The sequence below is a fragment of the Allobosea lathyri genome, assembly GCF_900108245.1.
GTDB classification, from domain to species: domain Bacteria; phylum Pseudomonadota; class Alphaproteobacteria; order Rhizobiales; family Beijerinckiaceae; genus Allobosea; species Allobosea lathyri.
This window is the reverse complement of sequence record NZ_FNUY01000005.1, coordinates 295,833-313,256: the sequence shown is the minus strand read 5'-3', so window position 1 is coordinate 313,256 and position 17,424 is coordinate 295,833. Positions and strand designations below refer to the sequence as shown.

General features: G+C 65.6%; 16 protein-coding genes and 1 tRNA gene. 10 read left to right on the top strand and 7 right to left on the bottom strand.

What is annotated here, in order from left to right:
- The first annotated feature begins 15 nt into the window (after window positions 1-15).
- On the top strand, window positions 16-933 hold the full coding sequence (argF, locus tag C4S73_RS14420; protein ID WP_103873300.1) for an ornithine carbamoyltransferase: 918 nt from the start codon (window positions 16-18) through the stop codon (window positions 931-933).
- The gene (locus tag C4S73_RS14415) at window positions 933-1,937 is read left to right on the top strand and encodes an Hsp33 family molecular chaperone (protein WP_103873185.1); all 1,005 of its coding nucleotides are present in this window, start codon (window positions 933-935) and stop codon (window positions 1,935-1,937) included. Before argF ends, C4S73_RS14415 begins: the two co-directional genes overlap by 1 nt.
- A 64-nt stretch (window positions 1,938-2,001) precedes the next feature.
- On the opposite strand, the gene argE is transcribed toward C4S73_RS14415, so the two are convergent.
- Window positions 2,002-3,132 (bottom strand): acetylornithine deacetylase, encoded by a 1,131-nt coding sequence (gene argE, locus C4S73_RS14410; protein WP_103873184.1) that lies wholly within the window; start codon window positions 3,130-3,132, stop codon window positions 2,002-2,004.
- A gap of 44 nt (window positions 3,133-3,176) precedes the next feature.
- On the bottom strand, window positions 3,177-3,569 hold the full coding sequence (apaG, locus tag C4S73_RS14405) for a Co2+/Mg2+ efflux protein ApaG (RefSeq protein WP_103873183.1): 393 nt from the start codon (window positions 3,567-3,569) through the stop codon (window positions 3,177-3,179).
- A gap of 257 nt (window positions 3,570-3,826) precedes the next feature.
- On the opposite strand from apaG, the gene C4S73_RS14400 reads away from it, so the two are divergent.
- The 3 genes from C4S73_RS14400 to C4S73_RS14395 all read left to right on the top strand — a co-directional run bounded on the left by C4S73_RS14400 (window position 3,827) and on the right by C4S73_RS14395 (window position 5,250).
- Window positions 3,827-4,915 (top strand): 2'-deoxycytidine 5'-triphosphate deaminase, encoded by a 1,089-nt coding sequence (locus C4S73_RS14400; RefSeq protein WP_103873182.1) that lies wholly within the window; start codon window positions 3,827-3,829, stop codon window positions 4,913-4,915.
- 56 nt (window positions 4,916-4,971) lie between these two features.
- The gene (locus C4S73_RS28915; RefSeq protein WP_280177597.1) at window positions 4,972-5,097 is read left to right on the top strand and encodes a hypothetical protein; all 126 of its coding nucleotides are present in this window, start codon (window positions 4,972-4,974) and stop codon (window positions 5,095-5,097) included.
- A gap of 78 nt (window positions 5,098-5,175) precedes the next feature.
- Window positions 5,176-5,250: transfer RNA gene (locus tag C4S73_RS14395), tRNA-Gly, on the top strand.
- A gap of 29 nt (window positions 5,251-5,279) precedes the next feature.
- Here C4S73_RS14395 and C4S73_RS14390 read toward each other — a convergent pair.
- Window positions 5,280-6,482, bottom strand: a complete 1,203-nt coding sequence (locus tag C4S73_RS14390) for a BaiN/RdsA family NAD(P)/FAD-dependent oxidoreductase (RefSeq protein ID WP_103873299.1) — start codon at window positions 6,480-6,482, stop codon at window positions 5,280-5,282.
- Between the two features lie 226 nt (window positions 6,483-6,708).
- Here C4S73_RS14390 and C4S73_RS28245 point away from each other — a divergent pair, with 226 nt between their 5' ends.
- Together C4S73_RS28245 and C4S73_RS14380 are read left to right on the top strand one after the other, a co-directional pair.
- Complete coding sequence (locus tag C4S73_RS28245) at window positions 6,709-6,885, top strand: hypothetical protein (protein ID WP_160115775.1); 177 nt, start codon at window positions 6,709-6,711, stop codon at window positions 6,883-6,885.
- Between the two features lie 46 nt (window positions 6,886-6,931).
- The gene (locus tag C4S73_RS14380) at window positions 6,932-7,519 is read left to right on the top strand and encodes an SCO family protein (protein WP_244595597.1); all 588 of its coding nucleotides are present in this window, start codon (window positions 6,932-6,934) and stop codon (window positions 7,517-7,519) included.
- 26 nt (window positions 7,520-7,545) lie between these two features.
- Here C4S73_RS14380 and C4S73_RS14375 read toward each other — a convergent pair whose 3' ends face one another.
- From C4S73_RS14375 to C4S73_RS14360, 4 genes are all read right to left on the bottom strand, one after another.
- Window positions 7,546-9,447, bottom strand: coding sequence for a glycosyltransferase family 2 protein (locus tag C4S73_RS14375; RefSeq protein ID WP_103873179.1), 1,902 nt, complete (start codon window positions 9,445-9,447; stop codon window positions 7,546-7,548).
- Window positions 9,448-9,614: 167 nt separating this feature from the next.
- Window positions 9,615-10,352 carry an SIMPL domain-containing protein gene (locus C4S73_RS14370; protein WP_103873178.1) on the bottom strand — a complete coding sequence of 246 codons (738 nt, stop codon included), beginning with the start codon at window positions 10,350-10,352 and terminating at the stop codon, window positions 9,615-9,617.
- Between the two features lie 192 nt (window positions 10,353-10,544).
- On the bottom strand, window positions 10,545-11,792 hold the full coding sequence (gene trpB / locus C4S73_RS14365; protein WP_103873177.1) for a tryptophan synthase subunit beta: 1,248 nt from the start codon (window positions 11,790-11,792) through the stop codon (window positions 10,545-10,547).
- Complete coding sequence (locus tag C4S73_RS14360; RefSeq protein WP_103873176.1) at window positions 11,789-12,475, bottom strand: phosphoribosylanthranilate isomerase; 687 nt, start codon at window positions 12,473-12,475, stop codon at window positions 11,789-11,791. Before C4S73_RS14360 ends, trpB begins: the two co-directional genes overlap by 4 nt.
- A gap of 195 nt (window positions 12,476-12,670) precedes the next feature.
- On the opposite strand from C4S73_RS14360, the gene C4S73_RS14355 reads away from it, so the two are divergent.
- From C4S73_RS14355 to C4S73_RS14345, 3 genes are all read left to right on the top strand, one after another.
- On the top strand, window positions 12,671-14,035 hold the full coding sequence (locus C4S73_RS14355) for a TAXI family TRAP transporter solute-binding subunit (protein ID WP_160115774.1): 1,365 nt from the start codon (window positions 12,671-12,673) through the stop codon (window positions 14,033-14,035).
- A 260-nt stretch (window positions 14,036-14,295) separates the two neighbouring features.
- Complete coding sequence (gene typA, locus C4S73_RS14350; protein WP_103873174.1) at window positions 14,296-16,119, top strand: translational GTPase TypA; 1,824 nt, start codon at window positions 14,296-14,298, stop codon at window positions 16,117-16,119.
- Between the two features lie 208 nt (window positions 16,120-16,327).
- Complete coding sequence (locus C4S73_RS14345; protein ID WP_103873173.1) at window positions 16,328-17,266, top strand: aldo/keto reductase; 939 nt, start codon at window positions 16,328-16,330, stop codon at window positions 17,264-17,266.
- The last annotated feature ends 158 nt before the right edge of the window (window positions 17,267-17,424 follow it).

The window sequence follows — 17,424 nt, the reverse complement described above, 5'->3', positions numbered from 1 at the left end:
AAGGAAGCGCCCCTGATGCGCCATTTCCTCGATATTTCCGATTTCTCCGGCACGGAGCTGCGCGCCATCCTGCGCGCTGGCGAAGAGATCAAGACGCGACGCCGCACGCCCGATGCGGCGGGCGATCGCCTGCTCGAAGGCAAGGTCATCGCCATGATCTTCGAGCAGCCTTCGCTTCGCACCCGGGTCTCCTTCGATGTCGGCATCCGCGAGCTCGGCGGCTCGCCGATGATGGTGACCGGCCAGGAGATCGAACTCGGCGAGCGCGAGACCATCGCCGATACCGCCCGCGTGCTGTCGCGCTATGTCGATGCGATCATGATCCGCATGCTCGACCATGATTCCGTGGTCGAAATGGCGAAATACGCAACCGTGCCGGTGATCAACGGGCTGACCAAGCGCCAGCACCCCTGCCAGGTCATGGCCGATGTCATGACCTTCGAGGAGCGCAAGGGGCCGATCAAGGGCAAGCGCATCGCCTGGACCGGCGACACCAACAACGTGCTGACCTCCTGGGTCCATGCGGCCGGCAGGCTCGATTTCGAGCTCGCCATCGCGACGCCCGAGGAGCTGGCTCCGCCGCCGGCGCTGATCGACTGGGCCCGCAAGCAGGGCGCCAAGCTGACGCTGACGAGCCGCCCGGAAGCCGCAGTCGAGGGCGCCGACTGCGTCATCACCGATTGCTGGGTCTCGATGGGCGACGAGGAAGGCACGCGCCATAACCTGCTGCGGCCCTATCAGGTCGACGAGCGCCTGCTAGGCCGCGCCGAAAAGGATGCGATCTTCATGCACTGCCTGCCCGCGAGCCGCGGCGAGGAGGTGACCGACGCCGTCATGGACGGGCCGCAATCGGCCGTGTTCGACGAGGCCGAGAACCGTCTGCATGCGCAGAAGGGCATTCTCGCCTGGTGCTTCGGCGGGGTTTCGGCCTGATGGCGGCCGATATCGCCAGTGCTGGCGTCGCGGCGCTCGACGATCGGGTCGTGCCGTTCACGGTGCCCGATCTCGATATCCGCGGTCGCGTCGTGCGGCTTGGTTCCTCGATCGACACCATCCTCGGCCGGCATAATTATCCCGAGCCCGTCGCGCGCGTGCTCGGCGAAGCGGCGGCTTTGACCGTGCTGCTTGGCACGGCGCTGAAATTCGAGGGCCGCTTCCAGCTCCAGACCAAGAGCGACGGGCCGATCTCGATGATGGTCGTCGATTTCAATGCGCCCGATACCTATCGCGCCGTGGCCCATATCGATCAGGCCAAGTTCGACGACGCCATGGCTTCGGGCGCGCTGAGCACCGGCGAGCTGCTGGGCGAGGGCCATCTTGCCATGACCGTCGATCAGGGTTCGCAGGCGTCGCGCTATCAGGGCGTGGTGGCGCTAACCCGCCAGGGCCTGGAAGAGGCGGCGCATCAGTATTTCCGCCAGTCCGAACAGATTCCAAGCCGCATTCGGCTCAGCGTCGGCTCGATCGTTACAGGCGAGGGCCGGCAATGGCGCGCGGGCGGCCTGCTCGTGCAGTTCATGCCGCATTCGATCGATCGGCTGCGTGCCGCCGACCTGCATCCCGGCGATGCGCCCCAGGGCCATGAGATCATGGCGAATACCGATCCCGACGGCATCAGCGACGATGCCTGGGCGGAAGCCCGCTCGCTGGTCGAGACCGTCGAGGACCACGAACTGCTCGACCCGCTGCTCGAAAGCGAGCGTCTGCTGTACCGGCTCTTCCACGAGCGCGGCGCGCGGGTGTTCGAGCCGGTGCTGGTGCAGGAGGCCTGCCGCTGCTCGCGCGAGCGCGTGCTCGGCATGCTGCGCGGCTTCTCCTCCGAGGACCGCAAGGCGATGGTCGCCGATGACGGCACGCTCGGCGTCACCTGCGAGTTCTGCTCGCGGCGCTACGTGTTCGAGGCGTCGGAAGTCGAGGACGGCTTGGCGGCGGAATAAAGCTCGGGCACCGAAAGTAGCCCTCTACGGAGAGGGCCACTCTCGCGCCTCCTTCAGACGTGCTCTAAGCCCGGCACTCCGCCATCAGCCGGCGCATAAAAGCCTCGCCGGCCGCGAACTGTTCCAGCGTGATGTATTCGTCGGGCTGATGCGCCTGATCGATCGAGCCGGGTCCGCAGACGATGGTGGGCAGTCCGGCCCGCTGGAAATGCCCGGCCTCGGTCGCATAGGCGACCGCGATGGTGCTGTTCTTGCCGGCGAGGCGCATTACCAGCGTCTCGGCTTCCGAACCCGGATCGGGCGCGAGGCCGGGAACATCCGAGCTCATCACGGTCTGGATCGTGGAGGACGGCGCGGTCTTGCGCATCCGGGCAAGGACCTCGTCCGATAGCGTGGCAAAGCGCGCGGGCACATCCTCGGGATTCGAGCCCGGCAAGGTGCGGACCTCCCAGGACAATTCGCATCGATCCGCCAGGATGTTGCGGGCGATGCCGCCATGGAATTTTCCGACATGGACGGTGTCGTAAGGCGGGTCGAAGCGCCCGCTCGGATCGAGCTGCTCTTCGCGCTCGTCGGCGATACCGACCAGCCCGGCCGCCAGCCGCACGCCCGCATGCACCGCGCTGGCGCCCAGATGCGGTTTTGAGGAATGCGCCGCGAAGCCGGTGATCGTCGTGAAGAAGGTGCGGATGCCCTTATGCGCGTCAGCAAGCTCGAGCGAGGTCGGCTCGCCGACGATGACGGCGCGCGGGCGCGGCAAGTCCTTGCCCATGCGCGCGATGCCGTCGACCACGCCGAGGCAAGTGACCTCCTCATCATAGGACAGGAAGAGGTGGATCGGCGTTTTCAGCTCGGCTGCGAGGAAATCCGGCACGAGCGCCAGCGCGAGCGCGATAAAACCCTTCATATCGACGGCGCCGCGACCATAGGCGCGCCCGTCTGCAATATGCAGCGTGAACGGATCGCGGCTCCAGCTCTGGCCCTCGACCGGAACGACGTCGGTATGTCCCGACAGCACGATCCCGCCGCGATCCGACGGCCCGATCGTCGCGAAGAGCGCCGCCTTGTCGCCGGCCGCATTGGGGATGCGGATGGAGGCCACGCCCCAGCCGGCGAGATAGTCCTCGACGAAGGCGATCAGCTCCAGATTGGATTTATGGCTGACCGTGTCGAAAGCAACGAGACGGGCGAGCATGTCGAGCGGCGCGTAGCGCTGCCCGGCTGACGGGGAGGAGGCAGTCAATGCAGGACCTTCTTCACATAAGGGGAATCGAGCGGGAACAGCGGCACCTCGACATCGAAGATCTCGCCCTTCTCGCCAAGCATGGCATAGAAGCCGCGCATCGAGCCGTCCGGCGTCATCAGCGGGCAGCCGGATGTATAGCTGAAGCTCTCGCCTGGCCTGAGCACCGGCTGCTGGCCGATGACACCTTCGCCACGCACCTGATGCACCTCGCCACGTCCATCGGTGATGAACCAGTGTCGGGACATCAACTGCACGGTCTGGAGCGAGAGGTTCACGATCTCGATGGTGTAGGACCAGAAATAGCGACCCTGTTCATGTGAGGATTCACCCTCCATGAAGCTCGGCACGGCCGTCACGCGTACGCCATGCGTTTCCGCTTGATACATCGCGACGGCTCCATCCCTGACGCGCCCGCTCCGGCTGCCATGCCACGTGGCAGCTTTGTTATGAGCCGGCAGCCGTCAGCGTCAATGCCGAAGCGGGTGTTCGCTGCCCCGATCCCTGCGCAGTGACAGCCCCGCGTGACCGGCAAAAGCCTGATTCTCGCGTGGACAACTGCGTGTTCCAGCCCTTGCGCATGGCGGCCATGCTTGGCCTTTGCTCCGCGTTTCGCTAGCAGTAACCGATCGCCTCCGGACATAGCATGCTGACCTTCCAGCCCGGCATTCAGCCCGACAGTAGCATTCGCGCCTTCATCGAGCAGGGCGCGATCAGGCTCGCCCAGCCGCCGGCCGATGGCCAGATCCAGCCGGCGAGCCTCGACCTGCGCCTTGGCGACCGCGCTTACCGCGTCCGCGCGAGCTTCCTGCCCGGCCCCGATCGCACGGTGAAGCACCGGCTCGATCATCTGGCCCTGCACGAGATCGACCTGACACGCGGTGCCGTGCTTGAAACCGGCTGCGTTTATGTCGCGGAGCTGATGGAAGGCCTGGCGATGCCCAAGGGCTTGCGCGCCGCCGCGAATCCGAAGAGCTCGACCGGACGGCTCGACGTCTTCACCCGCGTCATCACTGACCGTGCCCGCGAGTTCGACCTTGTCGAGGACGGTTATGAGGGACCGCTCTTCATCGAGATCTCGCCGCGCACCTTCCCGGTGCTGGTTCGCTCGGGCTCGCGGCTGTCGCAGATCCGTTTCCGCGCCGGCGAGAGCAAGCTCGACGACAGGACGCTGGGCGAATTGCATCTGCGCGAGACCCTGGTCAGCGCGGCCGAGCCGTCCTTCCAGGGTGGCGTTGCCGTCAGTGTCGACCTCTCCGGTTTCGACGGGCTGATCGGCTATCGCGGCAAGCATCATACGGCGCTGATCGATGTCGACCGGGTCGGCGCCTATCGTGCCGCCGATTTCTGGGAGCCGATCCCGTCCGACGGCTCGCGCGCGCTGATCCTCGATCCCGACCAGTTCTATATCCTCGCCTCCAAGGAAGCCGTGCATGTGCCGCCGGATTTCGCCGCCGAGATGACGCCGTTCGATGCCCTCGTCGGCGAGTTCCGGGTGCATTATGCCGGCTTCTTCGATCCTGGCTTCGGCCATGGCGCGGCCGGCGGGCAGGGCGCGCGCGCCGTCCTCGAAGTACGCTCGCGCGATGTGCCCTTCATCATCGAGGACGGCCAGATCGTCGGCCGGCTGGTCTATGAGGCGATGGCGGCCCGGCCCGACGCACTCTATGGCGCCGGCTTGAAGTCGAACTATCAGGGCCAGGCGCTCAAGCTCTCGAAGCATTTCCACGACTGAGCCGACGCCTTTTTCGTCGCCATTATTGCACTGCAATGCAGGGTCATGATCGCAGCATGACCCTATTTCACTATGCCGGCATCGTAGCCGTTCCCGTCCTGATCGTTGGCTATCTCGCCGTGGTCCGCTGGGCAACGAGGGCTGACGAGCAGCCGGACCGAAACCCGCGCCCCGACGCGTGATTCCCGGATGACACCCGCTCCCGAAGCCGCTATGAACGCCTGCCTCCCGGCGCGCGGCACTTCGGCGCGAGGGTGCATGCGGGCGTAGTTCAGTGGTAGAACGTCAGCTTCCCAAGCTGAATGTCGTCGGTTCGATCCCGATCGCCCGCTCCAAATCCTCTGACAGCAATCGGCTCAGCCTATCAGGCGGTGCGTTCCGCGATGGCGGTTCCTGCCGCCCAGCCCGATGACCAGGCCCATTGGAAGTTGTAGCCGCCAAGCCAGCCGGTTACGTCGACGACTTCGCCGATGAAATACAGGCCGTCGACTGCCCTTGATTCCATCGTCCGTGAGTTCAGGCCGGACGTATCGACGCCACCGAGCGTCACTTCCGCGGTCCGGTACCCTTCCGATCCGATGGGCAATACGTCCCAGCCCTGAATGATTGCTGCGATCGCCGCGAGCTTCTTGTCGCTGGCGTCGCCGATGGGACCCGCCCAACCATGGGCATCTGCAAGATAAGTCGCCAATCGCTTCGGCAGGATATCGCCAAGCGTGTTGGCGATGCTTCTGCGGCCATTTTCCTGCCTGGAGGCACGCAAGTCGGCGAAAACATCATGGCTGGGCAGAAAAGCGATCCTGAGCGGGGCTTTCTCGCGCCAATAGGATGAAATCTGCAGAATCGCAGGACCGGAAAGCCCGCGATGCGTGAACAGCAGCGCCTCTTCGAATGAGGTCTTGCCGCAGGAGACCCGCGCATCTGCGGCGACGCCGGCGATCTCGCGAAACCCGGCAAGAACGTCTTCACCGAATGCCAGCGGCACCAGAGCCGGGCGTGTTTCCGTCACCGCCAGGCCAAACTGGCCGGCGATCTGATAACCAAGGCTGGATGCCCCCATTTTCGGGATGGATTTTCCTCCGGACGCAACGACGAACTGCCGGCACCGAATTCCTGCAGCGCCATCGCCGCCAAGCGTGATCGCAAAGCCATCATCAACCCGCTCAAGGCTTTCCAGCGTCGTTCCCAGGCGCAATTCGCAGGCCGCACGCGCCATCTCGTCCAGCAGCATGGCGATGATGTCCTTGGCGGACTCATCGCAGAAAAGCTGCCCGAGCGTTTTCTCGTGATAGGCAATGCCGTGCTTTTCGACCAGGGCGACGAAATCATGCTGGGTGTATCGGCCAAGCGCAGATTTTGCGAAATGCGGATTGTCCGACAGGAAATTGCGCGCGCTCGTTCCGATATTGGTGAAGTTGCAGCGGCCCCCGCCGGAAATGCGGATTTTTTCGCCGGGTGCCTTGGCGTGATCGACGATGAGAACGCGGCCACCGCGCGATGCGGCATGGATCGCGCACATCATGCCCGCAGCACCGGCTCCCAGGATGACAGTGTCGAAACGCTCGATCGGCATCGAATGCTGCTAGCCCCAGAACAGCCCCAATGGCATTGCGCGCGTTCCCGCTGGTATCGCGCGATGCTTCGGGTAGATGATCCGCGGCTGCCCATCAACCGATGAGACCGCGATCGGGCGTTTAATCGCCGTGCATTCCTATTTCCTGAAAAATTGGCGCGCCGACCCTGCGTCACGGAAGCCGCTTCCGGCGGCGAGCGCGTGGAGCTATGGTTCCGCCATGACGCAGGCCGACCACAGCAGCGAGCCCGATGCCGCCCCGCCGTCGCGGATGGGCATCATGTTGCTCGCGGGAGGAGCGTTTGCCCTTCTCCTGACCGGGCTGCTGCTCTGGTGGCGCGAGGGTGACCGGCTTTTCACCGATGGCCTCATCGCCAGCATCGTCGCCTGTTTCTGAAGCGACACTCGCCCAGCGCCGCAAGCTCCAATCAGGATACCGTCCCGTGAACCGCCGCCTCGTCCTGCCTTTCGTCGTCTTCCTTGTCGGTGCGCTCGCGCTTGCGGCCGCGGCGATCATCACCTTCTCGCCCGCGCGGCAGGGACAAAGCGGAACGGCCAGCGTCGGCGGCCCCTTCGCCCTCACCACTCAGGACGGCAAGACGCTGACCGAAAAGGATCTGCGCGGAGCGCCCTTCCTGGTGTTCTTCGGCTTCACCCATTGCCCCGACATCTGCCCGACCAAGCTGTTCGAGATTTCCGAGACGCTGCGTGCCGCCGGCCCGAAGGGCGAGAAGCTGCGCGCGCTCTTCGTCAGCGTCGATCCCGAGCGCGATACGGCCGAGGTGATGAAGAGCTATCTCGGCTCCTTCGACCCGCGCATCGTCGGCCTGACCGGAGATCGCGCTGCGATCGATGCCACGATCAAGGCCTACCGCGCCTATTCGAAGAAAGTGCCGCTGAAGGATGGCGACTACACCATGGACCATACCGCGCTGGTCTATCTGATGGGCAAGGATGGCAGCTTCATCGGCGCCTTCAATATCGAGCGGCCGCCGGCCGAGGCCGCTGCCGAGTGGCTGCGGCATCTTTGATCAGCCGTCCGGCGCCGGAGACGACTTCAGCTCCTGGATGGAGCGGTTTTCCGCGCGGGTTTGAACGCGATTTGCCCGGCGCCGCGCTGTCGCGCCAGCCCATGCGTGGTCTTGTTCCAGACGAAGGGACGGGTGAAATACTCGTATAGGGCGACCCAGGCCGCGACCGAGACGAGGCCATAGTAGAGCGGCAGCGCTGGCAGCAGCAGGAGAAGCCTGGGCGAGCCGCGCCTGAGCGCGCCCAGGACAGGCGGCGCGATCATCGCGAATATCCCGAGTATCGCGATGGTCAGCGCCAGTGTCGTGACCAGGCTGAGGAGCGTGCCCGAGGGCGTCATCAGCGACCCCCCGCTCCAGGCATAGACGGCGGCGATCGCGAAGATCGGATAGCCCAGGGCAGCCACGATGGTTCCCAGCGCCTGCGCAGTGAAGGCGAGCGTCGCCGACAGGCCGGCCTCGCGCAACAGCCGGGCAGGCGCGCGTGAATGCGTCGCCAGCGTCTGAATATAGCCCTTGATCCAGCGCGAACGCTGCTTGCGCCATGCAGACATGGACAGCGGCGCTTCCTCGAAGGTGTTAGACGGCAGGTCGCCCACACGATAACCGGCCCGTGCGAGACGCACGCCCAGATCGGCATCCTCGGTGACGTTCCAGGCGTCCCAGCCGCCGATCGCCCGGAGCACGCTGGTGCGAAAATGGTTTGAGGTCCCGCCCAGCATGATAGGCAGCTGCGAACGCAGCAGGCCCGGGTTCAGCACATCGAACAATCCGGCATATTCGAAAGCGAACAACGCCGGCAGAATCCCGTCGCCGGCATTATCGATCACGAGCCGCGCCTGCAGGCAGGCAAGCTCGTCGGGCGCGCGCAGGAAACGGGCGGCGGCCAGCCGCAATTGCCGGGGATCGGGAATGTCCTCGGCGTCGAAGATGGTGAAGAGCGAACCGCGTGCCTCGAGCAAGGCGAGGTTGAGCGCGCGGGGCTTGGTACGCGGCTGGCCTTCGGGCACGATGACGACGCTGAAATGTGCGGGCAGGACGATCTGGCTCAGGGCATTGCGCAGGCCGGCATCTTCGGCCTCGACCAGCAGTTTGATGTCGAGCTTGGCGGCCGGGTAATCGAGCGCAGTCAGGGACTGCACGATCTGGGGCAGCACAGCCTCTTCCCGGAAGAGCGGGATGGCGACGGTATAGACCGGAAGGCGGCTGTCATCGACGCGCCAGCGACGATGGCTCGCGAGTTCGCCATCGGGTTCTTCGAGGGTCGCAGCCAGCCGCAGGACGATCACGCAGAGGAAAAGCGGACCGACCAGCGTGGCCAGCGCAAAGAACGCCTCGAGCGGCGCCATCACGCCGCAAAGCGCCGAGAGGACCGTGCCGCCTCCAAGCGCGATGCGTTGGCCCCGCGTCGCGCCGGTGCGGGCGCTGTCGCGTGCCAGCCCGGCCTGGTCGAGCCCAGCAATGTGGCGCGCCAGCCCCGTGGAATTCGCCTCGCGAAGGCAGGCGGCGAAGTCGGTTGGCGTCGTGACTGCGATGTCGAGGCGGTTTCGCAGTCCCGAGTCCAGAAGGCGGCGCAGCGCGGGACCTTCCGGCGCCAACGCGAAGTCCAGGTCCGGATGCTCCAGCACTGGCGCCATCCCCGCACGCAGAATGGCGCCATATTCTCCGCCTGGCCGCAAGGCCAGCGGGCCCTTGTGAAAGGCAACACCGAGCTCGGCGGCAAGAGCGCGATAGAAGCCAGCCTCATCGATCGATCCGAGCGCCATGAGCTCGCGGGCGGGCTCGGACCCGATCCGGATCGCGCGGCGGGCGGCGGCCGCGAGTTCGGATGGAGCAATGCCGTGCCGCCAGAGAAAAGCGATCTCGATGGGCAGGCCGGCAAGGGCCTGCTCCTGGCGGATCGCACCGTCCTCGTTCCCGCCGCCGCCCAATGGCCCGGTCCCGTCTCACGCAACGCTTGAGCCGGGCAGATCGTAGACCGGGCAACCTATCGTTGCCGATCCCCATGACAGCACCGAGACAGACTGCTTTCAGCCCTCTCGCCGAGAAGGGCCCACCGAGAAAGAGGGGGCCGTGAGCGGTCCGCTTCGTCGGCCGCTTATTTCTCGATGCGCCAGACCGTGCGCAGCGAACTGGTGATCGTGATTTCGCCCGGCTCGACCGAGATCGGCGCGGCGCCCGCCGCCATGCGGAAGGTGCGCATGTCGCCCGCGGCGCGGCCGGGCGTCTCGGCTTCTGCCTCGACGATCGAGACGAGCTCGCCGACCTTGACGCCGAGCGCGCCGGCATGGAGAGCGGCCCGCGCACGGGCGGCCTCGGCGGCTTTCAGCCGTGCAGCATCCTTGGCCTTGCTCTCGTCGGCGAGGCCGAAGCTGATTCCGGACATCTCGTTCGCGCCGGCCTTGACCAGCGCATCGATCAGCGGCCCAGCCTTGGCGAGATCGCGGACGGTGACTGTCAATCCGGTGCGGGCCTCGTAGCCGTCGATGGCGGCGGCGCGCGGCGGCTTGGGACCGGGCGATACGGGCGGCTGCGTCATGCGAGGCGTCAGCGAAACCTGCGAGGTCATGAGATCGGCCGGCGCGATGCCCGCCGCCTTCACCGCCTCGACCAGCTTGGCCAGTGCCGGGGTGTTCTGGCCGAGCGCCTCAGCGGCGGTCTTGCCCTCGCTGACGACCCCCGCCTGAATGACCGCGATGTCGGGCCTGACCCGGATTTCGCCTTCGGTGCGAATGACGATACCTTCGGCCGGTGCCAGTGGGCTCGCGGTCTGGGCATGGGCCTGGCTCGACAGGGCCATCATGGCCGCAAGCAGGATCGTCTTCTTCATCGTCATCGCCTGGCTCCATTGTCGACCGCGCCAAGCGCGCGATCGATCTCCGACATATCGGAGCCCGTTATTGCCAGCCAAAGTGTCCGGCTTGGGGCAAACGACTCGGGGCAAACGGCTCGGCACAAATGGCCAAGTGCAGCCCCGCGCTTCGATCAGAAGTGGTGCGCTCCGCTCGTCCGCTCCGGGCGCCGCTCGTCACCGCGCCGCGAGAATCTCCGCGACCTGCGGAATGTCCTTGTCGCCGCGTCCCGAAAGATTGACGACCATCAGATGGTCCTTCGGCTTCTTCGGGGCGAGCTCGGCGACGCGGGCGAGCGCATGAGCGGATTCAAGCGCGGGAATGATGCCCTCAAGCTTCGAGATCAGCTGGAAGGCTTCCAGCGCCTCCTCGTCGGTGGCCGAGAGATAGGTGGCGCGGCCGACATCGTGGAGCCAGGAATGTTCCGGGCCGATGCCGGGATAGTCGAGCCCGGCCGAGATCGAATGCGCGTCCTTGATCTGTCCGTCATCATCCATCAGCAGATAAGTGCGATTGCCGTGCAGCACGCCGGGGCGTCCGCCGGTCAGTGACGCCGCATGGAGCCCCGAGGGAATGCCGTGACCGGCCGCCTCCACGCCGTAGATCTCGACGGATGCGTCGTCGAGGAACGGGTGGAACAGGCCCATCGCGTTGGAGCCGCCGCCGATGCAGGCGATCAGCGAATCCGGCAACCGGCCTTCCAGCTCCTGCATCTGGGCGCGCGTCTCGGTGCCGATGATCGACTGGAAATCGCGCACCATCGCCGGGTAGGGATGCGGACCTGCGACCGTGCCGATGCAGTAGAAGGTCGTTGCGACATTGGTGACCCAGTCGCGCAGCGCCTCGTTCATCGCGTCCTTCAGCGTCTTCGTGCCGGATTCGACTGGGATGACCGTTGCGCCGAGCATCTGCATGCGGAAGACATTGGGCGCCTGCCGGGCGACGTCGACCGCGCCCATATAGACGATGCATTCGAGCCCGTAGCGGGCGCAGAGCGTGGCGGTCGCGACGCCGTGCTGGCCGGCGCCGGTTTCGGCGATGATGCGCTTCTTGCCCATGCGCCGCGCCAGCAGGATCTGGCCGAGAACATTGTTCACCTTGTGCGAGCCGGTGTGGTTCAGCTCCTCGCGCTTCAGGTAGATCTTGGCTCCGCCCGATAGGCCGGAGGCCGTCGCCAGACTACGAAAGTGCTCCGTGAGGCGCTCGGCGAAATAGAGCGGCGAGGGGCGGCCGACATAGTGCTTCAGCCCGTAGGCCGTCTCGGCATGGTAGGCAGGGTCGGCCTTGGCGGCCTCATAGGCCTGTTCCAGCTCAAGGATCAGCGGCATCAACGTTTCCGCGACGAAGCGGCCGCCAAACATGCCAAAGCGGCCGTTCTCGTCGGGGCCGCTGCGGTAGGTGTTCGGGTTATGGGGCGCGTTCATGCCTGTCCTGCCTTCTGCAAATCATCGGCCGCCTTGCGGGCAGCCGCGACGAATTCGGCGATCCGTCCGGTATCCTTGATGCCCGCCGCGCTCTCGACTCCCGAGGAGACGTCGACGCCTGCCGGCTTCGTGATCGCGATCGCCTCCGCGACATTGGCCGGATCGAGCCCGCCCGATAGCATGAAGCGGAAAGCCGGGTCGAGACCGGCGAGCAGGCTCCAGTCGAAGGGCCGGCCGTGGCCGCCGGGATAGGCGGCGTCCTTCGGCGGCTTGGCATCGAGCAGGATGCGGTCGGCCACGCCGGCATAGGCCGGAATGCGCGCAAGGTCGCCCTTCTCGGCGACACCGAGGGCCTTCATCACGCGCCGCCCGGTTGCCGTCTTGATCGCCTCGACCAGAGCGGGCGGCTCCGTTCCGTGCAATTGCAGCCAGTCGGGGTTGAGCGCCTCGACGAGACCGCTGGCTTGCTTCTCGTCCCAGTCGACGATCAGCGCGACGATCTCCGCCCGTCCCCGCGCCAGCGCGGCCAGCGAGATCGCGCGTTCCATGCTGATGAAGCGCGGGCTACGGGGGTGAAAGACGAGGCCGATCATGTCGGCGCCGGCGTCGAGCGCTGCAAGCAGCGTCTCCGGCGTCGAGAGGCCGCAGATCTTGACCGTAAAGGGAGCAGAGAGGTCGGACATGGGAGCTGAGCTTGCGACAAGAGTTCAGCCCTCATCCTGAGGAGCCGCGTAGCGGCGTCTCGAAGGATGGTTCCAGTGTATGCTGGAGCCTCCTTCGAGACGCCATTTCACGAAATGGCTCCTCAGGATGAGGGCTCAGGGAGTTTTCAAGGGGAGCTTTAGCACGAAGGTGGTGGGCGCCGCACTTGCGACATGATGGCGGGTGAAGCCATTGTGACGGGCGTGGCGACGGCAGGACGGGGCGGGATCGGTTTCGGCATGGGGCGGCGCGGTTTCACGGCTCTGGCGGGGCTGCTGGCGATGTTCGGCATCGCCACGGCTGTCTTCTACCTCCTCAGCCAGCCACGGACCCTGCGGCTTGCCGTGGGGCCGCTCGGCTCCGAGGATGCCCGGATGGCCGCCGGCTTCGTACAGGGGCTCAATCGCGAGAAGTCGCAGGTCAGGATCAGGCTGATCCTGACGGAGGGCTCGGCGGAGAGCGCCAAACGCGTCGACGAGGGCGCAGCCGAGCTTGCCATCGTCAGGGCCGATATCGCTCTGCCGGCCAATGCAGACACGGCCCTGATCACGCGGCGGACCTTTCCCTTCCTGATCACGACGAAAGAAACCGCAATCGGCCGCATCGCGGATCTGCGCGGGCGCCGGGTTGGCGTCGTCCGCAATCCCAGTGGCAATTTCGCGCTGCTGAGGCGCGTTCTGGCGCAATATGAGGTCAGGCCCGAGGAGATCGAGATCGTCGGCCTCGGCCCCGATGAGGTCGTCTCGGCGGCGAAGGAGGGGCGCATCGACGCCTTCTTCTCGATCAATGCCGTGGGCGCGCGCACCAATAATGATGGCCTTGGCAAGTTGCGCTCGGCCTGGGGCGAGGACCCCGTGCTGATCCCCATCCGCGAGGCCGATGCCATCGCCGCACGCGACCGTGCGATCGAGTCCGGCGAGATCGTGCGCGGTGCGCTCGGCGGTGATCCGCCGCGTCCCTCGGAAAGCCTGCCGACGATCTCGGTGACCTCGCGATTGATGGCGTCGCAGAACCTCGACGACAACCTCGTCGGCCAGCTGGTCAAGGAGATCCTCGGCCTGCGCCTGACGCTGGCTGCCGAACTGCCCTCGATCCAGGGGTTGGAGACACCCTCGACCGACAAGGACGCTCCCCTCCCGGTGCATTCGGGCGCAGCGGCCTTCATCGACGGCGAGCAGGAAACCTTTTTCGAGCGTTATGGCGACTGGTTCTATCTCGCCGTGATGGGGCTTTCCATGCTGGGAACCGGAGGGGCCGCGATCCTCGGCCGCGAGAGCGCGGCGCGCCGGCGCAAGGCGATGGCGGGCCTCGACCGGCTGCTGGCGCTGCTGCCCGAAATCAGGATCTGCGACGATGAAGACCAGCTCGCGCAACTGGATTCCGAGGCCGATGCGATCCTGACCAAGGTTCTCGGCGATTTCGCCCGGGGCGATCTCGGCGGCTCCGGTCTCGCGGCGTACCGGCTGGTGATGGATCAGGTCGGTCGCGCGCTCGTCGAAAGGCGGCGGATGCTCGAAATCGCGGACGAGACGTCGCGCTGATCGACCGGCCATGGGCGGCGCTCGAATGCCCAAAAGGTGGGCGCCTCGCCAGCTGCGATAGTACACTTTATCTGACCTTGGAGCCGTCAAGACGGCTTTATCGGCGCGCTCGGCGAAGAGACTGAAACCGTTGTGGTTGCCCAAACGGCCTTCAGCGTTTATGTGCAGCGCAACGAATTCCAGATTCCACTCACGAACGGGCTGCGCCGGCCGGGACTTTCCCCGCCGGCTCGCGGTCTTGAAACAAGGCCCTGACCCGCATGTCCATGCGCAATATCGCCATCATCGCCCACGTTGACCACGGCAAAACCACGCTCGTCGACAAGCTTCTGCAGCAGTCGGGCACCTACCGCGACAACCAGCGCGTGATCGAGCGCGTGATGGATTCCAACGAGCTCGAGAAGGAGCGCGGCATCACCATCCTGGCCAAGGCGACCTCGGTCGTCTGGAAGGATACGCGCATCAATATCGTCGACACTCCCGGCCACGCCGATTTCGGTGGCGAGGTCGAGCGCATCCTGAACATGGTCGACTCGGCCATCGTGCTGGTCGATGCCGCCGAGGGCCCGATGCCGCAGACCAAGTTCGTGGTCTCCAAGGCCCTGAAGCTCGGCCTTCGTCCGATCGTGGCGATCAACAAGGTCGACAAGCCCGACGCCCGCGTCCAGGAAGTCATCAACGAGGTCTTCGATCTCTTTGCCGCGCTCGACGCCAATGACGAGCAGCTCGATTTCCCGATCCTCTACGGTTCGGGCAAGCAGGGCTGGATGGCGCATGACCCGGCTGGTCCGCAGGACCAGGGCCTGGCCCCGATGTACGACCTCATCCTCAGCCATGTGCCGGAGCCGCGCATCGAGGAGGGTCCGTTCCGCATGCTCGGCACGCTGCTCGAAGCCAACCCCTATCTCGGCCGCATCATCACCGGCCGCGTCGTCTCGGGCTCGGCCAAGCCGAACCAGATGATCAAGGTTCTTTCGGGTGACGGCACGCTGGTCGAGACCGGCCGCATCACGAAGATCCTGGCCTTCCGTGGCCTTGAGCGCACGCCGATCGAAGAGGCCATTCCCGGCGACATCGTCTCCATCGCCGGCCTGGTGAAGGGTTCGGTTGCCGACACCTTCTGCGACCCGGCCGTCGAGACCCCGATCAAGGCCCAGCCGATCGACCCGCCGACCGTGTCGATGACCTTCATGGTCAACGACTCGCCGCTGGCCGGCACCGAGGGCGACAAGGTCACGACCCGCGTCATCCGCGACCGCCTGTTCAAGGAGGCCGAGGGCAATGTCGCGCTGAAGATCGAGGAAGCGACCGACAAGGACAGCTACATCGTCTCGGGCCGCGGCGAATTGCAGCTCGCGATCCTGATCGAGCAGATGCGCCGCGAAGGCTTCGAGCTCGGCGTCTCGCGTCCGCGCGTCGTGCTGAAGCGCGACGAGGCCGGCCAGCTGCTGGAGCCGATCGAGGAGGTCATCATCGACGTCGACGAGGAGCATTCCGGCGTCGTCGTGCAGAAGATGTCCGAGCGCAAGGCCGACATGCTGGAGATGCGTCCCTCCGGCGGCAATCGCCTGCGTCTGGTCTTCCACGCTCCGACGCGTGGCCTGATCGGCTATCAGGGCGAATTGCTCACCGATACGCGCGGCACGGCCATCATGAACCGGCTGTTCCACGACTACCTGCCCTATAAGGGCGAGATCGGCGGGCGCCGCAACGGCGTGCTGATCGCCATGGAAACCGGCGAGGCCGTGGCCTACGCGCTGTGGAACCTCGAAGATCGCGGCCCGATGATGATCGAGCCCGGCTGGAAGGTCTATCAGGGCATGATCGTCGGCGAGCACACCCGCGAGAACGATCTCGAGGTGAACGTGCTCAAGGGCAAGAAGCTCACCAACATCCGCACGACGTCGAAGGACGAGGCGGTGCGCCTGACCCCGCCGATCCGCATGACGCTGGAGCGTTCGCTGGCCTGGATCGACGACGACGAACTGGTCGAGGTCACCCCGAAGTCGATCCGCCTGCGCAAGGGCGTGCTCGACCCCAACGAGCGCAAGCGCTCGCAGAAGATCAAGGAAGCGGTGGCCTGATCAGGGCTCGCTTCGTGCCCGGGTTCGGCCCGGGCATCCCAGGACAGGAAATGCCCGGCCGCGTGCCGGGCATTTTCGTTTGAAGTGTTGTGTGGCCGTCGTTGCCGGCCCGAGCCCGAGAACGACGAGCAGCCGCCCTGCGCCAGCGGCAATTGCGCTGCGCGCCCGGCTCTGATCCTCTGCGTCCTTCCCAGGGAAGGACCACACCATGCTCACCCGCAATCTCGGCCGCTCCGGCCTGCGCGTTTCGCTCGTCGGCCTCGGCTGCAACAATTTCGGCGGCCGCATCGATAACGAGTCGGCACGCAAGGTCGTCGATGCCGCGATCGAGCATGGCATCACGCTGTTCGACACGGCCGATATCTACGGCAACCGCGGTGGCTCTGAGACCGCACTCGGCGAATTGCTCGGCGCGCGCCGCAAGGACATCGTGCTTGCCACCAAATTCGGCATGGACATGAACGATGCCGGCACGATGAAGGGCGGTTCGCGGCACTACATCATGAACGCGGTCGAAGCGTCGCTGAAGCGGCTCAAGACCGACTGGATCGACCTCTACCAGATGCACCGCTTCGATCCGCTGACGCCTATAGAGGAAACGCTGCGCACGCTCGAGGACCTTATCCACCAGGGCAAGGTGCGCTATATCGGCTGTTCCAATTTCGCGCCCTGGCAGGTCGCGGACGCAGCCTGGACCGCGCGCCATCTTGGCGTCACCGAATTCGCCTCGGCCCAAGACGAATACAGCCTGCTCAAGCGCGGCGCCGAGAACTATCTGATCCCGGCAGCTGAGCGCTACGGGATGGGGCTTTTGCCCTATTTCCCACTCGCCAATGGCTTGCTCACCGGCAAGTACAAGCGCAATGCGCCGATGCCGGAAGGCGCGCGCATGACCAGGGAGGCGCAGCGCGCCAGCGAAGTCCTCACCGATGCCAATTGGGAGAAGACGGAAAAGCTCGCCGTCTTCGCCGAGGCGCGCGGCAAGACGCTGGTCGAGCTCGCCTTCTCATGGCTCGCAGCCCAGCCGGTGATCTCCAGCGTCATCGCCGGCGCGACCAGGCCTGAGCAGGTCGCCGCCAATGTGAAGGCCGCCGAATGGGCGCTGACGCCGGAAGATCTCGCCGAGATCGACACGATCACGAAATAGGCGCCGGCGGCTCCGTCATTCTCGGGCGAAGCGAAGCGCAGACCCGAGAATCTCGTGACGAGAAAGCCCTGGTTTCAGAGATGGTCGGGTCAAGCCCGACCATGACGTCTGATGGCCGCTCCTGACAAGTTCTTGCGAATCGCCGCACCGTCGCAATG